The sequence below is a fragment of the Paenibacillus sp. FSL R5-192 genome (assembly GCF_000517845.1).
Lineage (GTDB): Bacteria > Bacillota > Bacilli > Paenibacillales > Paenibacillaceae > Paenibacillus > Paenibacillus amylolyticus.
Window position 1 is genome coordinate 342621 of sequence record NZ_ASPR01000049.1, and the last position, 15438, is coordinate 358058.

Below are 15438 nucleotides of genomic sequence, written 5' to 3' on the forward strand. Positions count from 1 at the left end.
TTTACCATAAGCTTCTTTGTGTCAGTCTGCGTGAAATGGCATTTACGGAGAACACCAGAATCAGACCGATCAGCGATTCGAACAAGCCAATTGCGGTAGCATAACTGAAGTTACTGGATTCCAGTCCAACCCGATACAGGTAAGTGGAGATCACATCAGATGTTTCGTAGATCAGCGGATTGTACAAGAGTAAGATTTTTTCAAATCCAACTGCCAGGAAATTACCCATGTTCAAAATCAATAACGTCACAATCGTTGGCAAGATCCCTGGTAACGTTACATGAATCGTTTGCTTCCACCGATTGGCACCATCGATACGTGCAGCTTCATACAAAGAATCATCAATGGTTGTCAGTGCAGCCAGATACAGAATTGCCCCCCAACCCATACCCTGCCATACCTCAGAAGTGATATAGATTGTTCTGAACCATTCAGCCCGCTGCATAAAAGGAATATTGTCTCCGGTGAAGAAAGCCACCAGTCCATTAATGGAACCATTCACTGCTGTCAGCTGCAGGATCATACCCGCAACGATAACGATGGACAGAAAATGAGGCAGATAAGACGCGGTCTGTACAAACTTCTTGAATCGTTTACTTTTCACTTCGTTAAGCATCAAAGCAAAAATAATTGGAACCGGGAATGTAAAGAGTAACGCAAGTCCGCCTAACATCAGCGTATTACCGAATACTCTCCAGAAGGTAGGGTCCTCAATGAACATTTTGAAGTACCTTAATCCAACCCACGTTTCTCCAAATATACTTCCCCCGGGAACAAAACGTCTGAACGCAATCACATTACCAATCATCGGTCCATATTTGAAAATAAGGAGATAAATGATGGGAAGGATTAATAGTGAATACAGCTGCCAGTCTTTGCGGAACAAAGTTGCTGCCGTTCGTAATCTGCTCTCTTTACGTAAAGATGTCATGGTTAACGTTGTTTTAGCGGTTTCCGACTCCATGTGTTTTCACTCCGATCCAGGACTTGATAAGTAAGAGTAATTCATGTACATTTCCCATCGTTTCTCCTCTTGTAGAAGACAACAACTCCTTTAACTTCACCCCCACTACCAAATAGATAATTGCTAAATGTAAGCGATATCAATTTGATGCATTATGTAGAATCACACAATCCAAGGTGCTTCACATCATTCTTTAGCACTTACTAAGTGGTGTGATTTCCAAATCGGAAGAAGATACTCTAAAATATTAAGCGCTTACAATCAATCGAAAATAATAAGCAATAACTCCCTGCCTCCATTTAATGAAGTAAGTCAAAAAGATATTGCTTTATGACAATCTAAATACTAGTCATACTAGTATGTTAGTTACATTCTAATCCAGCTTCCCTCTAATTTCAATAACTTTTAGCAAAAAAAATGGAGATCTCTTTTAACAAGGTAATTTACTCAACAAGCTCAAATAAAAAAACATTGGTAACTTCAAGAACGACATCATCGTTCATTGAAGCTTCCAATGTTTCAGGGTGCTGAGGAAAGATGTTATAACTGATTCCGCTTAGAAATTAGCAATAAGCTGATTTAATTCCGATAAATGTGTTATTTCATGGTCTGGCGCATACGCTTCATTGTTGGTCTTATGCTCACGGTTAATCCATACGGATTGGATGCCAGATGATAAAGCACCACGAATATCAGTCGTTAACTTGTCTCCAACCATCATGCTCTCTTCGGGTTTAACACCCAGTTTACTCAAAGCATGTTCAAATATCGACGGATCTGGTTTTCCTTTTCCGAAGTTACCCGAGATAATAATCTCATCAAAGAAAGGAGTTAATTCAGGTACACCATCCAACTTTTCTTGTTGCAAAGCAGGACAACCGTTCGTTAACAGCAACAGTTTGTACTTTCCTTGTAACCGACACAAGGTATCCATCGTTTCTTCGTATACATGAGGTCTGGATCTCCGTTCTACTCCAAACTGCTCGGCGAGTTGTTCAGCAAGATCTTCCTGATCTATACCCAACTTCAACAAGCCACGACGCCAGGATTCTTTACGGTAAACTGGAGCAAGCTGTTCCAACTGACGGAACTCAGGTTGATCCCCACCAGTAAAGTTAGCCCAAAGGCCTTCAAACGGATTGATTCCAATCATTTTGGTAAAAGGAAAGGTTTCATATGATTCATACAGCCCACGTGCCTCATTACGAACAGCTTCTTCAAGTTCTTCTGGTATGACCCCAGTCTCTTGCGCTGCGATTAGACAAGTCTCATGAAAAGCTTCTCGAACACTACGCTCATCCCATAATAAAGTATCATCTAGGTCGAACAAAATCGCTTTTAACGCCATTCCGATCATCTACCCCTTTATGCAATAATTACTTTTCGACGGTTTCCACGGTGATCTGGTGTGCTTTCGCAAATTTCAGCAAACGTTCTGCAATCGCATCTGTATCGTAACGGTTCAATAACTTGGTAAACACCCATCTTTTCCCGCGACTGTTATGTTCGATAACAACTGTACCTGGTTCAATTCTGAATTTGACGATATCGTCAACCCCAATTGAACGTTCACGATTACCCTTCGTCGTTATAATCCGATTACTGCTAATCTTGATGTATGGACGTCGAAGCATGAAGATGACTGCCAAAAATACGTAAAGCAGCATGGTCACCCAGTCCCAAGTTGTCATTGGAGCTTGCACAAGGAACGTGCTCATAAACAGATACAAAAAGGCGAGACCAATCAAAAATATAGGGAACAAAAGACTGCGTCCCTTAAAGACTTCTTCACCTGGTGTACCTGTGATTGGTTGACCACTTTTTTTGCGTTGCTGATTTAACTGCTTGGAATTTTTCTTAACCGTTCTCTCGAACGAACGCGACATGAGAATCCCCCTTATGTGTCTTTGTATCGGCTTACATAATTGCAAACCAACATTTCCCCCTATAAATTGCACACTCAAAATAACAGGAAGAAACCTAAATATCATAATGATATCATTAGGTTTCGTTAGTGTTTGAGTTTGCCTTGGTGGCCTTTGTCATTCTCATCATCAACAATCTCAATGGTATCCAGTTGTTGTCTGAAATTGCTGCGAATATTACTCAAATAAATCTCTCTTAGCTCGGCACGTTCAGCAAGCTCTTCCTCCGACAATCCAGTGGACTTTTGCTTACGAGCCAATTCGTTAATGCGTGCTACCAGACTATCTATATCCAAGCTTGTCCCCTCCAAAAATACAAAGTCATATTAACTTTGCCATTATAAAGGCTGCTTGTCAAGCTGACACGCGCTAACACTCATTGATGTGCATTTTATTCTGCAAATTGCGGTAGAGCTAGTACTTGTCCCACTTGGATGGAAGTTGTATGAAGTTGATTCACTTTCTTAATTGCTTCTATATAAATACGTGTATCCATATTCGTCGGTTTATGTTCCAAAGAAATACTCCATAATGTTTCCCCTTGTGAAACAGCGATCTTTCCTCCAGGCAGAACATCATTCTCATTGCCGGCAAATACAGTTAAAACGGTGCTGCATCCAATAAATATAATCATAGAGGTAATGGCTACCTTTAACATCCATGAAGAAATCTTGAAACGCGCTAAAACCTTCTTGTAGTTCCCTATGTTAGACTTCACCAGTTCCGAATTGATTGGTTCATAGATGCTTTGATAAGTAGAATATCTCATTAAATACCCGCCTCCAAACGTTTGTTCCTATCTGTTGAAATCAATATAACACGAACACTTGTTTTGTTCAATAGATTTTTAGAACAATTGTTCGCTTCTTTTTTAGAAGGAGCAATATCTTATTTCAAGTCCTTTTGTAAAACATTTGCAGTATTATACTCTGACTTTTGGACAATTTCTGTTCTATAAGCTAAAAAACACTGATTTAATGCTATTTTATTTAGAACTTATGTTTGTACGAACGGAGGTTCTATGTTATAATTTTCCCAAACGTTACTAAAATGGGGTTGATACGGTATGTCGAAGATATCCAGCAGGCAGCAGGCTATTCTGGAGTTTATACGAAATGAAGTCCGGTTGAAGGGGTATCCTCCTTCCGTACGGGAAATTGGTGAAGCAGTTGGACTGGCTTCCAGTTCAACAGTACATGGACATTTGGATCGTTTGGAGAAAAAAGGTTTGATCCGACGCGACCCTACCAAGCCAAGAGCCATTGAGCTTTTGAGCCAGGAAGAATCTGAGCATTCTCATCAATTTGCTCATAGCGTTGCACGTATCCCTGTAGTTGGTAAGGTTACAGCCGGGGTTCCAATCACTGCAACCGAGAACATTGAAGACTACTTCCCTCTTCCTACACATTATGTAGGCGAACAGAAAGTGTTTATGCTTTCAGTAGTGGGAGATAGTATGGTGGAAGCTGGAATCGTTAACGGAGATTACGTTATTGTCCGTCAACAGCAAACTGCTGATAACGGTGATATCGTCGTTGCAATGACTGAAGACGATGAAGCTACAGTGAAAACGTTCTATAAAGAGAAAGATCATATTCGCCTTCAACCGGAGAATGCGACCTTCGAACCTTTACGTTTGAAACATGTTAGTATTCTGGGTAAAGTCATTGGCCTTTTCCGAGATATTCATTAATATTTAACTTGAGTAACAAAACTAGATGTAATGAAATACGAAAGAGGTTGTCCTGATCAACAGGACAACCTCTTTTTTCTTGTTTATGTTATTTTAGCGGCTAATTATTTACTTCGTTTCAAAATACTCTTGTGATGCGAGAACACATCAAAGCTCTGTTGTCCGTGATATGAGCCCATACCGCTCTCTCCTACACCACCAAACGGGAGATAGTGTGAAGTCATATGAGAAAGTGTGTCATTAATACATCCCCCACCGAAGGATACTTGATTCAGAACCTGATCCTGCAGCTGCTCATCCTGTGTGAAGAGATATAGCGCCAATGGTTTTGGCCGGCGAACAATCTCATCTAGCATAGGATTCAGGTCACTGTACGTAAATACAGGAAGAATCGGACCAAAGATCTCTTCTTGCATGACAGCTGATTCCCAGTTCACATCTCCAAGTACAGTCGGCTCAATGAGCAACTGCTCTCGTACAGAACGTCCACCAATCAGCGTTTTGCCATCTGTTAGGAATTTCGACAACCGATCAAAGTTACGCGAGTTAACAATATGCGGGAAATCAGCGTTCTGTAACACATCGTCCCCAAATTTATCTTTGATCTCTGCGCCAATCAGATTGATCAATTCGTCATGAACTTGTTCATGTACAAGCAAATAATCCGGAGCAACGCAAGTTTGGCCTGCATTCAGGAACTTACCACGAACAATACGCTGGGCCACCAGCTTCAGTTCTGCATCGTTATGGACAATAGCAGGACTCTTGCCCCCTAGCTCCAGGGTTACAGGAGTCAAATGCTCCGCAGCTGCCTTCATAACAATGCGACCAACACCTGTGCTTCCTGTGAAGAAAATATAATCAAACTTCTCTTTCAACAATGCTGTACTTGCTTCAACTTCCCCTTCCATAACGGCGATATACTCCTGAGGGAAGATCTCCTGAATCAGATCATATGTCAGACGAGATACCGCTGGTGTTAATTCAGAAGGCTTGATAACTGCACAGTTACCGGCTGCAATTGCTCCAATCAGTGGACCAAAGGCCAGTTGGAAAGGATAGTTCCAAGGTGCAATAATAAGAGCCACTCCGTATGGTTCAGGGTAAATGGTGCTCACACCATCCGGCATAGCCGAATTGGTTGGGACTTGTTTTGGTGCAGCCCATTCCTGCAGGTGTTCTAATGCAAAATCCAGTTCACCCAAAACAATGCGAATCTCGGAACCGTAAGCTTCCGCCTCTGATTTGTTCAAATCTGCCTGAAGTGCATCTTGAATCCGTTGTTGATACTTTTCAATTCCTTTTCTAAGCTGTTGAAGCGCATTAATCCGATAATCAATATTTTTAGTTTGACCTGTATAAAAAAATGTACGTTGTTCTGTCACAAGTTGTTTAGCCTGATCCATATTAACATCTCCAATTAATTATTTAAAATTAAATTGTTCAAAATTTAATTAAAGTATACCTCTTCTATATGAAACTTTCAACATACAAATGAAACATCCATTTGTATGTATTTGAACGATGGTTGGAATTTTAAATGAGTGAATGCTAGTATTCCTTTCTATTTCATGGCTATCAGAATTTCTAAGGAAGTTTGATTTAAATCTTTTGCTTCAGACAGTTTAATATTAATGAAAAGTGAGTTTTGCGATTATCTAAATCGACGAACGAATATGTTTGTTATAAAGGTAAGCCTTGGTCACAGATAAACACAAAAATGTTACGTGGGCAAGTGAAGAAGAATCAGGGGACATGTTTTGGCAATTTGCTTTCAGATGATTTATCCATTCCCGGCCACAACTTCACAACGAGCAGATTTTAATCCAACAACTACTCCTGAGAGCTGTCTTCGAAGAAAGGGTTAAATAATATCAAATCAACTTGTACTACTTCTATTAAAAAAAGTCATCTAGTATCTCACTCATCCGCTGCATTTCATGATCGTCCAAATCTGTTTAGATTGGATATACTACTTAATCAGTTGGAGGAATTTTTGGAAGTTACGTTAGTAGATCTGTAGGGGGTGAAATACAAATCACAATGTAATATATATCATAATTTTACATAGAATTATATGGTATTTTTAGAAAGTAAAGTTTTATAATTCATTCAAAAAAATTTAGGAGGTATTTACATGAAAAAGAAACTAGCCACAATTGGAGCGCTCACTGCTATAGTAGCAAGTATTGCTGTTCCAGCATCACTTGCTTCTGCCTCATCTTCTGTTCAAGGTTCTGTAACTGCACAAAGTGTTACGATTCAGGCGACGCAAAAATATGTGAGATATTCAGATGCTAACAATAAGTATGGAGATGCGAAGTATGTTCCAAAGACATATACTTATGCTGATGGAGTTTGGTATGGAGTACTCAATCTAGCATCTACTACCTACTCAAACGGATTATATTACGGAAACTATGAAGGTTACGTAACGAAAATGGAGTAATTTTGTCATCACAATAAAATTCACGTATATTAAATATAACAATACTAAAAGAAGGCTTCTGAATTCTAAAGTGTACCCTTTGTAAAGGACATTTTGAAAAAAAACTAGGCAACTTGTTGAAGCTGCTGTCTGTATTTTACAGGCGGCAGCTTTTTCAAATTCCATTGCCCTCGATAATGATTGTAGTACGTCATATAACTCTTAATTTCTCGTTTTACTTCTTCTAATGTTTCGCAATCTTTGATATTCGTTTCATCCTTAAAATGCCCAAAGAACGATTCTTGGGGAGCATTATCCCAACAATTGCCTCGACGTGACATGGATTGTCTTAATCCCATTTTCTTCACTACGGATTGGAATTGTGGTTTCGTATAATGAAAGCCTTGATCAGAATGGATCAACGCATCTTTGGTTAAATGGCGATGCTTCTGTAATTTACGAAGCGTGTTTAGCGCAGTTCCTATACTTAACGAAGAAGAAACTCCATACGCTAAAATTTCATTCGTCTGTGCGTCTTTAATCGTCGATAAATACGCACGTTTATTGACTTTTTACGTTAAATATGTGATATCGCTTAATAACACCTTTCCCGCCTCGCCTGGCTTAAAATTGCGCTGTAATTCGTTTGGACAAGTGCGATGTTCTTTCGTTGCTTTTGCCATTCTACGGGCTGGATTAGACTTTCGAATGGGACAGATGATCTCAAATTTTTTCATGATCCGGCGAATCCGCTTCAAGTTGCACGTCATTTTGTACTGATTTTCTAACGTCATTTTGATTTGGTGTGCTCCTTTTTTTCGTCCACGAAAATGATACGCCTTTACAATCTTATCTGTTTTGGCTTTAGCTACACGCTTCTGCACTGATTTTTCAGAGAAGCAATTGTAATATCCAGAACGTGATACTTCCATAACATCGCATAGATAGCTGATTAACCGTTTCATTTTATACGTTCTGATCGTCCGATAAATGAGTTCAAACTTCAGCTCTGGTGCCACTTTTATTTCTTTTTCAACATCTGCCTTTCGAGTAGATCGAGTTTTTTTAGCAGTTCATTTTCCGCTCGTAACAATTGATTTTTTGCTTCTAATCGTTCAATCTTTTGTTCTAATGTTAATTCACGTTCCGATGGGCGACCTGAATTTGTTTTACGTGTATCCTGTAAGCCTTCTACACCCGCTTCACGATACGAAGCACGTCAACGTTTTCCGGAAGAACGAACACGCTCCAAACCAATACATTCAACATCTAAGCCTGCTTCTTCAAAAATGTCTCGTGGCAGTTTCCCCTGTTCATTTTGTGCAATGAAATGGCGCTTAAATTCATCGGTGTACGTAATCGCCTTTTCGCTAACAGCGATTACATTTGGATTCCGTTTTAGCAGTTCTTGTTCTTTCTTTGTCAGTAATTTTTTCGTCGTAACATTTCCGCTCCAACCTCTTTTTTTTCATTATAAACAAAATACCCTATAAGATGGGCTTTTTTCAAAGTGTCCATCTTATAGGGTACATTTTAACTTTAATCGGCTTTTCTTTCCCACAACATAAAAGAATTAATACTCGTTTACTGGACCACAACCAAAAGGTTGGCAAGTCTGGATTGTCGAAGCGGTATCAATAAAACCGGTATAATCATGATATTTGTAATAATGATGGTCTTTCCTGATGAATAAAGTCGCATTAAAATCACTATGCTTAACATCTCTAGTATATGTTTTTGTTACCCAATAGGCTCTGGGTGCATCCTTATAAAGATAATAACCACCGATACTTACAAGTATGCCCGCTATTCTACCACCTACAGGTCCTCCTATAAAGGAAGCAAGTATACCTGCTATTGCAGAAGCAGTTGCATATATTATCTCTGTGGAATTTTCCACTTTGCCTTTATATACATAACCGTCCGCTAATGCTTGTGGTGAGAAACTGAGATCTTCGTGAATAGGTTTTATTTCGTTTGTAGCATAATTCACTTCGCCAGTTTAAAGATTTTCATACTTTAGTCTCATCAACTTTTGTAATTTTTAACTCATCTTTACCATTTAAATCTGTTGCAATATAATAGCTGTCATATTGAATTAATGTAGAACCGTCTTTAAAAGTGATGGAATTATCGGTTGTACTTTCGACTAGTTCTAAAAGGCTATTTTCCACTTGTAGTGCTGGTAAAGAATTTGCCTGATCTTGAGCGAATGCTGGAATTGAGATAGATGTAGAAAGCATGACTCCGGCTAAAATGTTTTAGCAATTTTCATTGTTTGTATCATTTTAGTCCTCCATTCAATTCTAATCTTTCTTTTTTCTAAAAAAATCGAATTTGATTACGTAATCAAACAAAGATGTAATCACAATAGCCCCAATTGGAATAAACAAATAAACCCAGAATGGATTATTTGGAGCTTCGCCAGGCGGAGAATCTGTTAAAATAAAGTAAAGAACAATGCAATAGATTATAGCCAATACAATACCTGTTATGTTTCTATTTTTCATAGTTGCTCTCACCTCTTGTTCACAGAATCAAGTATTGTATTTCCAACTCAAAATATTATGACATAAATTTGGTATAATTTCTCTTATATACCTTAAAGTTTTTAAATAATATTTATGATGATAGCTTTAACCAGTATAATTCCCTTTGCTCAACAGCTATTTTCAGTACTATATTTCGTTTTTAATATCTGACTCCCTATCTCAGCGTTTCAGTTGCTATATAATAATATGTAACTTCTCATGCGCTAGGATACTAAATGATATTTTCAGTTAAACGCACAATGATTAGACACATCTCTATTCCGACACTTGGTACAAGATACAAGTTCTGGTCTCGAACTAAGGACAAGAACTATAAAGCTAAAGTATGGTCAAATTCTCTGAAATAGGGTAGAATTGTTATAGTTACTTTCTCAGCGATAAAACAAATGTAGTAGACTAAACATAACTTTCGGAGCCAAATATGACTCCTGCACAAACGAGCCTTATATACAAAGGCTCGTTTTTTGATGTATCTTGTAAAATATCTTTTCTGTTACTAATTCGAAGATTTTCCTTTTTACATCTTTCAACAACAACATTTTACTGCTCTGTTCGATACTTTGATTAACTTGCGCTTACACCGCTGTAAGGCGGTTTTACATACACAAAAAAAAGAAATAACGTTCTATACAGTACCCGTTCTCTCGAGATGTGCCATCATCTCTTATCAGAAGTTTTCCCATCATTCCTACAGCTACCCATTCTGGACGCTCCAACCGAGAAACGTAAGTCTGTAAAGGATCATACTGAGAATTGATTAATGCTGTTTTCAACGCGTGTGATGGGACTGTAACCTCCCCGTTTCCATCTTTTCATGGACGCTCACCTCATTTCATTTAGTGTATCTGAGGTGGCTTCGAGTGTCCAATTGGATTAGGAGGCTTTAAAGATATAAAAGGGGTTCTTAATAAATACATTATGCTAATTCTGCAGAATATGAAGTTTAAAGCTTCACATAATCAATGGTTTGATGCAGCTCTGCCTTCTCCATACTTCCAAAAACATTAAAATCTCTGAGGAACTCATCGAACTTATCCCTCAAATCGATGACCAAGGAGCACTTCGAAGCTCCCCCTCCAGCTTCGTTGTTAACTTTACTGCATACTTACTCTCCGTATAGGACGGATGCTTTCCATATAAAAGCTCGATCTTCCATAATGCCTCAACCGTTTTTGGCATCTCGCTGAACTGAACATTCGGCGCAAACCATCAAGCCCCTAGAAAAGAAAAAAGACGACCCACCAATTCGAGTCGCCTTCATTCCAACTCAATGCCAGTTTAAAAAATCACGAAACGACCCAAACAGCTCCGTCAAAATACACCCCGAAAATGAAGGGGAACTAGAGAAGCTGAAGAACAATTGGATCGGACAAACTTCATGAATAAGCATAAATCTTCATAATAAACAGAAAAGTTTCAGCGCTAAGTACACAAGTAGATCTTATATAAACTCGAAGTCATAGCTCACGTTTTTAAAACTTGATGATACGAACAAACACTCTAAACAGCGACCTATTGTAAATCATCACCATAAGATACCATTATTTTAGCCCGGTATCGGTTAGTATTAATCCACATTTACAGGCTCGATCACTTCGAATAAAAATGGATTACCATTTAAATATTCTCTTATGTATGCTTGGGCATACTTTTGTTCATCGATTAAACTGGTTGTTTCTCTTGGATCAGAGGAGTGATGGCAGGAGTTCTCGATCATGAACATGACAAAAAAACATTCCAGATCCCGAATATAGTCCTTTTCCAACTTCCTAATACTCTCATAACCTTGGATAAGCATCCATCGATGCTTTGGCCAAAGCTCCAATATGGTGCCTGCCATATCGTAGAGATAATATCCGTACCCACATCTTCCAAAATCAATCGGATAGGGTTGATTATCCTCAAATACCATATTACCGGTATGTAAATCAGCATGAATGAGCCCATAGTTATGTTCACTTGGATGCATCGTGGTAAGTTGGGATACAACCTTCTCAGCTGCATCTTGATACAGCTTCCATCCCTCTTCGGATAAAAAACGCTCATAGTAACGTTCTAACTTAGCCATTTCACGTTTAAAACTTTCTACTCCCCAAGTAGGTCTTACAAAATCAGAAGGTGGATTGAAATCCTTTGCTGCTTCATGAAGCCTGCTCATCAATACACCCATATTATATGCTTGATTATCTGTAAATTCACCTACTGCTTTTTCACCTTCTATCCACCGCATCATCGTTACATAAGGGCGCCTATATCCTATCTCTGTTTCGATGTCCAATACATAAATACTATCACAATTTGCCATCCCTTCTGGTACTTTTAGATCTTTCGATTTGTTCAGGGCTTGTAACAGTAGGAGCTCCGAACGAATTTCCTCTCTGCTTAATCGGTCCGAATGAATGCGAAGTAAATAATTGTTATCTGTACTGGTTTCAATTTTATACGTGATCGTATCGGATAGTTGAATAAACTGGATGTTATCCCATTCTAAGTCATACTTTCGAATTGCAGATAAAGCGACTTTCCTTGCTCTGATTAATAACGCCCGCCGTTCTTCATCAGTATCAAATCTAAAAAAATCATTCATTTGTTATCCCCCTACAGTTTTATGAAGTAAACCAACTACTTCTCTTATATGTTATTATAACGATAGTAAAAGCTTGAAAATATGTAGTAAACAATTTAAACCATAATATACACAAAAAAGTCACATTAGAATTTCTTCCAATGCGACTTTTGTTAAACTATTATTTTGTATAAACGATCTTTTTAATAGTATCGCTTGAAAAGAAAAATCGATCTGAAAGTTTCTCGATAGTGCCACCATCGAGAAACTTTCGCCGGATTTCATCATTTCTAAGATTAAAATTTTTCTACTGCCTGAATTTTCACTCCAATTTTTTACGCAAACCTTTTGATTTAGGGACGTAAACCAATCCACCGTTAATATACTTTTGTATTTCATTTAGTAATTCTTCTGGAAAGATGATGTCGGCATTTACATATCTCATGATAGCCGCTCCTTAAAATAGTTGAATTTTAAGGTAGCAAAGTCTACACTATAACAATTATCACTATCCGGATTTAAGCTGTTACTTATATTATTAGCTCTATACAAACAACCGCCGTTGTTCATAAAATAGACTTTGCATAGAACATATCTCGAACATTGTCATAGTGTCTCTCCTTCCTAAATAACATTCAAACTAAAATATGTCTTCATCGGAAATAGAATGCTATCTCAATAGTAAGATATTACTCCAAGTGGGCGAAGTGTCAACACTATACAATTAAATCGTTTGAGCTAAACTGTCACATCTCATCTATTCCTTACGGACCATCAATATTAGACACTTCACATGTATCGAGTACGTGAATACTTTAAGCTCCTTCCTGCAAACTCAGCGTTGCCGATGCGATATCCAGTTCAATTCTCTGCTTTATCACTAGCGATGATATGGTTCACCGCAGTTAATCTTAAACTAAACTGCCCGCCAGCTTAATGAATTAGAGCAGTGACAAGTAGTTAAATACTTATCTAATCGGTAATCAGATCATTTCCTTTTCGGCAATCGGTACAAGTTCTGGTCTCGAACCAAGGACAAGAACTTTAAAGCTAAAGTATGATCAAATTCTGTGAAATAGGGTAGAATTGTTTTAGTTACTTTTCCGCAAGAAACCTCTGCACTAATTTAAACATAGTTATTGGAGCCAAATATGACTCCTGCACAAACGAGCCTTAGTTACCGAAGGCTCGTTTTTTGATGATTTTTTTAAAATATCTTTTCCGACTTTAATTCGAAGCTCTTTCTCCTTTTTCATCTTTAACCCAGAATATTTCACTACTCTGCTCAAAATTGATTAACTTACGCTTATATCGCTGTGAGGCGGTTTTACATACAAAAAAAAACTAACGTTCTAGTAGGGAGGAATGAAATTGGCAAGTTTTAAGAAATTAAAAAGTGGCTGGAGGTATCGGTTAAAATACACCGATCCGTTCACTCAACAACAAAAAGAGAAATCCGAGGCTGGTTTTCGAACTAAACCAGAAGCTGAATTGGCTGCTGCTGAATTTTTAAGGCAGCTAAAGCAAGGGTTCGAACAGACCGACATTCCTTTGGTCGATTACATTCGAAATTGGATAAATAACTACAAAAAAGGAGTTGTACGAAAGAATACGATCAAACTACATGAAAACAACCTTAACACCCATATCAAACCTTATTTTAAGCGTCTGATGCTCAAAGATTTAAAACCAGATATGTATCAGGTCTTTTTGGACTCTCTATTTAAAAAGGGGCTCAGCAAACGTACGGTCGAGATCATTAATTCTACTGTATACTCAGCCATGGAGCATTCATTGATTCAAGGGAAAATATTACGCAATCCATGTAAAGGTTCAATTATTAAAGGAGAGCACAAAAAAAAAGTCGATTCAATTCATTGATTCAGAGGACATTCCCAAATTTCTTCATACTGCTCGAGGAGATGGGTACATTTATTGGATTTTCTTTAAAGTGCTGATTGAAACGGGTTTACGAAAAGGTGAGGCTGCCGCTTTAAAGTGGTCGGATATCAATTTCAAAGAAAAGACGATCCGCGTGGATGAAACACTCGATTTCCAAGCTGAAGACGAGGACGAACTTTTCGGAGATACAAAAACCGAAAATTCTACCCGTACAATTAGTGTAAGTAACTGAATTATTAATGATTTAAGGTATCATGCTTCATGGCAGAATCAAAATAAGATCAATTTAGGGGAGTCAATGTACAGACACGATTTAAACCTAGTCTTGTGCAGGAAGGATGGTAGTCCGATGCCTAAATCTAGTCTCTTTAATGCTTCGAAGAGGATTTTGAGAAAGGCTGGTTTGAGTGAGGAATTAACAATTCACTCCTTGAGACATACCTATGCCGTGGTAATGCTTGAAGCTGGGGCTGACATAAAATTTGTACAAGAGCAACTTGGGCATGGCAGTGTGCAAATTACATCCGATGTGTATGCTCATATTTCTAAAAAGCTAGAAAAGCGTAACATTGATAAATATGAAGAGTACACTTCCCGTATTTTTGGATCAGAGAATCAAAAACCGGGGGACGTTTGGGGGACGCAACCTCAATAGAAGTGCAATCTCCTCAAAACGTCCCCCGGCTAGATACTTCAAAACCCCGTAGTTACAAGGAATTCAGCTATTAGTACAAAGTAATATATTGATCGCGTTCCCATTGGTGGACTTGTGTACGGTTTATGTTCCATGCTTTCAAAGTGTATCATTCAACAAATGAAACCCGCTTAAAACAAGTATTATCAGTGATCAGCATTTCAAAACTAATCATAATTATTCAGACTTTTGTGGGCATTTTGTGGGCGCTTTTGTGGGCGCCCTTTTTTTCTTATTATAATGAAGAAACTCGTTTTTGATTGCATTACTACTCTGACATATGACGCTGGTTAAATCAAAAATCTCCTAATTAAAATAATATGCTTATACAGATATTATAAAGTATAGGCTCGCAATTCCAAAGCGATACAATCTCATTAATTAACAGAGACAATTTCCGCTAAAGAAACCCAGCGGAACTCATCCTCCAACATCATCTTTATTTCGCACCGTGCGGAGTTTAATCCCACAACTACTCCTGATATCGGCTCTTCGAAGAAAGGGTTAAATAATATCAAATCTACCGTACTACTTCTATTATAAGAGTCAACAAGTACTTCACTGATCCGTTGCATTTCCTGATCGTCCAGTTCCGGCTTACCACGTCTCTTCTGTTGCTCACACTGAGCCAACCATGCCTCTCTGTGTTCAGGCATAATCATCCTGGATGTCTCATACAACCCGTTATCTTTCAGTCTGCTACGCATGACAAGC

General features: G+C 38.3%; 14 protein-coding genes and 3 pseudogenes. 3 read left to right on the forward strand and 14 right to left on the reverse strand.

Features of this window, described 5'->3' with window-relative positions; genetic code table 11:
* Position 1 precedes the first annotated feature (1 nt).
* The 5 genes from C161_RS26755 to C161_RS26775 all read right to left on the reverse strand — a co-directional run bounded on the left by C161_RS26755 (position 2) and on the right by C161_RS26775 (position 3658).
* The gene (locus tag C161_RS26755) at positions 2–931 is read right to left on the reverse strand and encodes an ABC transporter permease (protein ID WP_339177159.1); all 930 of its coding nucleotides are present in this window, start codon (positions 929–931) and stop codon (positions 2–4) included.
* Between the two features lie 589 nt (positions 932–1520).
* The gene (locus C161_RS26760; RefSeq protein WP_036673868.1) at positions 1521–2312 is read right to left on the reverse strand and encodes an HAD family hydrolase; all 792 of its coding nucleotides are present in this window, start codon (positions 2310–2312) and stop codon (positions 1521–1523) included.
* Between the two features lie 28 nt (positions 2313–2340).
* Positions 2341–2850 (reverse strand): hypothetical protein, encoded by a 510-nt coding sequence (locus tag C161_RS26765; protein WP_017688037.1) that lies wholly within the window; start codon positions 2848–2850, stop codon positions 2341–2343.
* A gap of 125 nt (positions 2851–2975) precedes the next feature.
* A complete protein-coding gene (locus tag C161_RS26770) occupies positions 2976–3185 on the reverse strand; it encodes a DUF896 domain-containing protein (protein ID WP_017688036.1) in 210 nt (69 codons plus the stop codon).
* 95 nt (positions 3186–3280) lie between these two features.
* Complete coding sequence (locus C161_RS26775; protein ID WP_036673870.1) at positions 3281–3658, reverse strand: LysM peptidoglycan-binding domain-containing protein; 378 nt, start codon at positions 3656–3658, stop codon at positions 3281–3283.
* A 297-nt stretch (positions 3659–3955) separates the two neighbouring features.
* Between C161_RS26775 and lexA the strand changes: the two genes are divergently transcribed.
* Positions 3956–4582 carry a transcriptional repressor LexA gene (gene lexA / locus C161_RS26780; RefSeq protein WP_017688034.1) on the forward strand — a complete coding sequence of 209 codons (627 nt, stop codon included), beginning with the start codon at positions 3956–3958 and terminating at the stop codon, positions 4580–4582.
* Positions 4583–4686: 104 nt separating this feature from the next.
* Here the strand turns inward: lexA and C161_RS26785 are convergent, their stop codons facing one another.
* Positions 4687–5988 (reverse strand): aldehyde dehydrogenase, encoded by a 1302-nt coding sequence (locus C161_RS26785; RefSeq protein ID WP_036673872.1) that lies wholly within the window; start codon positions 5986–5988, stop codon positions 4687–4689.
* A gap of 731 nt (positions 5989–6719) precedes the next feature.
* Here C161_RS26785 and C161_RS26790 point away from each other — a divergent pair.
* On the forward strand, positions 6720–7031 hold the full coding sequence (locus tag C161_RS26790; protein WP_036673874.1) for a hypothetical protein: 312 nt from the start codon (positions 6720–6722) through the stop codon (positions 7029–7031).
* Between the two features lie 104 nt (positions 7032–7135).
* Here C161_RS26790 and C161_RS32150 read toward each other — a convergent pair.
* From C161_RS32150 to C161_RS33370, 7 genes and pseudogenes are all read right to left on the reverse strand, one after another.
* Positions 7136–8436: pseudogene (locus C161_RS32150) on the reverse strand (IS3 family transposase).
* A 147-nt stretch (positions 8437–8583) separates the two neighbouring features.
* Positions 8584–9003 carry a hypothetical protein gene (locus C161_RS33215; RefSeq protein WP_036673876.1) on the reverse strand — a complete coding sequence of 140 codons (420 nt, stop codon included), beginning with the start codon at positions 9001–9003 and terminating at the stop codon, positions 8584–8586.
* Positions 9004–9022: 19 nt separating this feature from the next.
* Positions 9023–9253: a hypothetical protein gene (locus C161_RS33220; protein ID WP_036673877.1), complete on the reverse strand. Its 231-nt coding sequence runs from the start codon at positions 9251–9253 to the stop codon at positions 9023–9025.
* Between the two features lie 63 nt (positions 9254–9316).
* A complete protein-coding gene (locus C161_RS26810) occupies positions 9317–9520 on the reverse strand; it encodes a hypothetical protein (protein ID WP_017688028.1) in 204 nt (67 codons plus the stop codon).
* Positions 9521–10158: 638 nt separating this feature from the next.
* A pseudogene (locus tag C161_RS33515) lies at positions 10159–10347 on the reverse strand (peptidase G2 autoproteolytic cleavage domain-containing protein); the annotation flags it as partial.
* Between the two features lie 782 nt (positions 10348–11129).
* Entirely contained in the window at positions 11130–12149 is a 1020-nt protein-coding gene (locus tag C161_RS26815; RefSeq protein ID WP_036673879.1) for a phosphotransferase enzyme family protein, read from the reverse strand.
* Positions 12150–12450: 301 nt separating this feature from the next.
* Positions 12451–12573, reverse strand: a complete 123-nt coding sequence (locus tag C161_RS33370; RefSeq protein WP_268745234.1) for a hypothetical protein — start codon at positions 12571–12573, stop codon at positions 12451–12453.
* Between the two features lie 926 nt (positions 12574–13499).
* Here C161_RS33370 and C161_RS32165 point away from each other — a divergent pair.
* Positions 13500–14685, forward strand: a pseudogene (locus C161_RS32165) (tyrosine-type recombinase/integrase).
* Positions 14686–15101: 416 nt separating this feature from the next.
* On the opposite strand, the gene C161_RS26835 reads toward C161_RS32165, so the two are convergent.
* Positions 15102–15431, reverse strand: a complete 330-nt coding sequence (locus C161_RS26835; protein WP_036673884.1) for a YolD-like family protein — start codon at positions 15429–15431, stop codon at positions 15102–15104.
* Between the last annotated feature and the right edge of the window lie 7 nt (positions 15432–15438).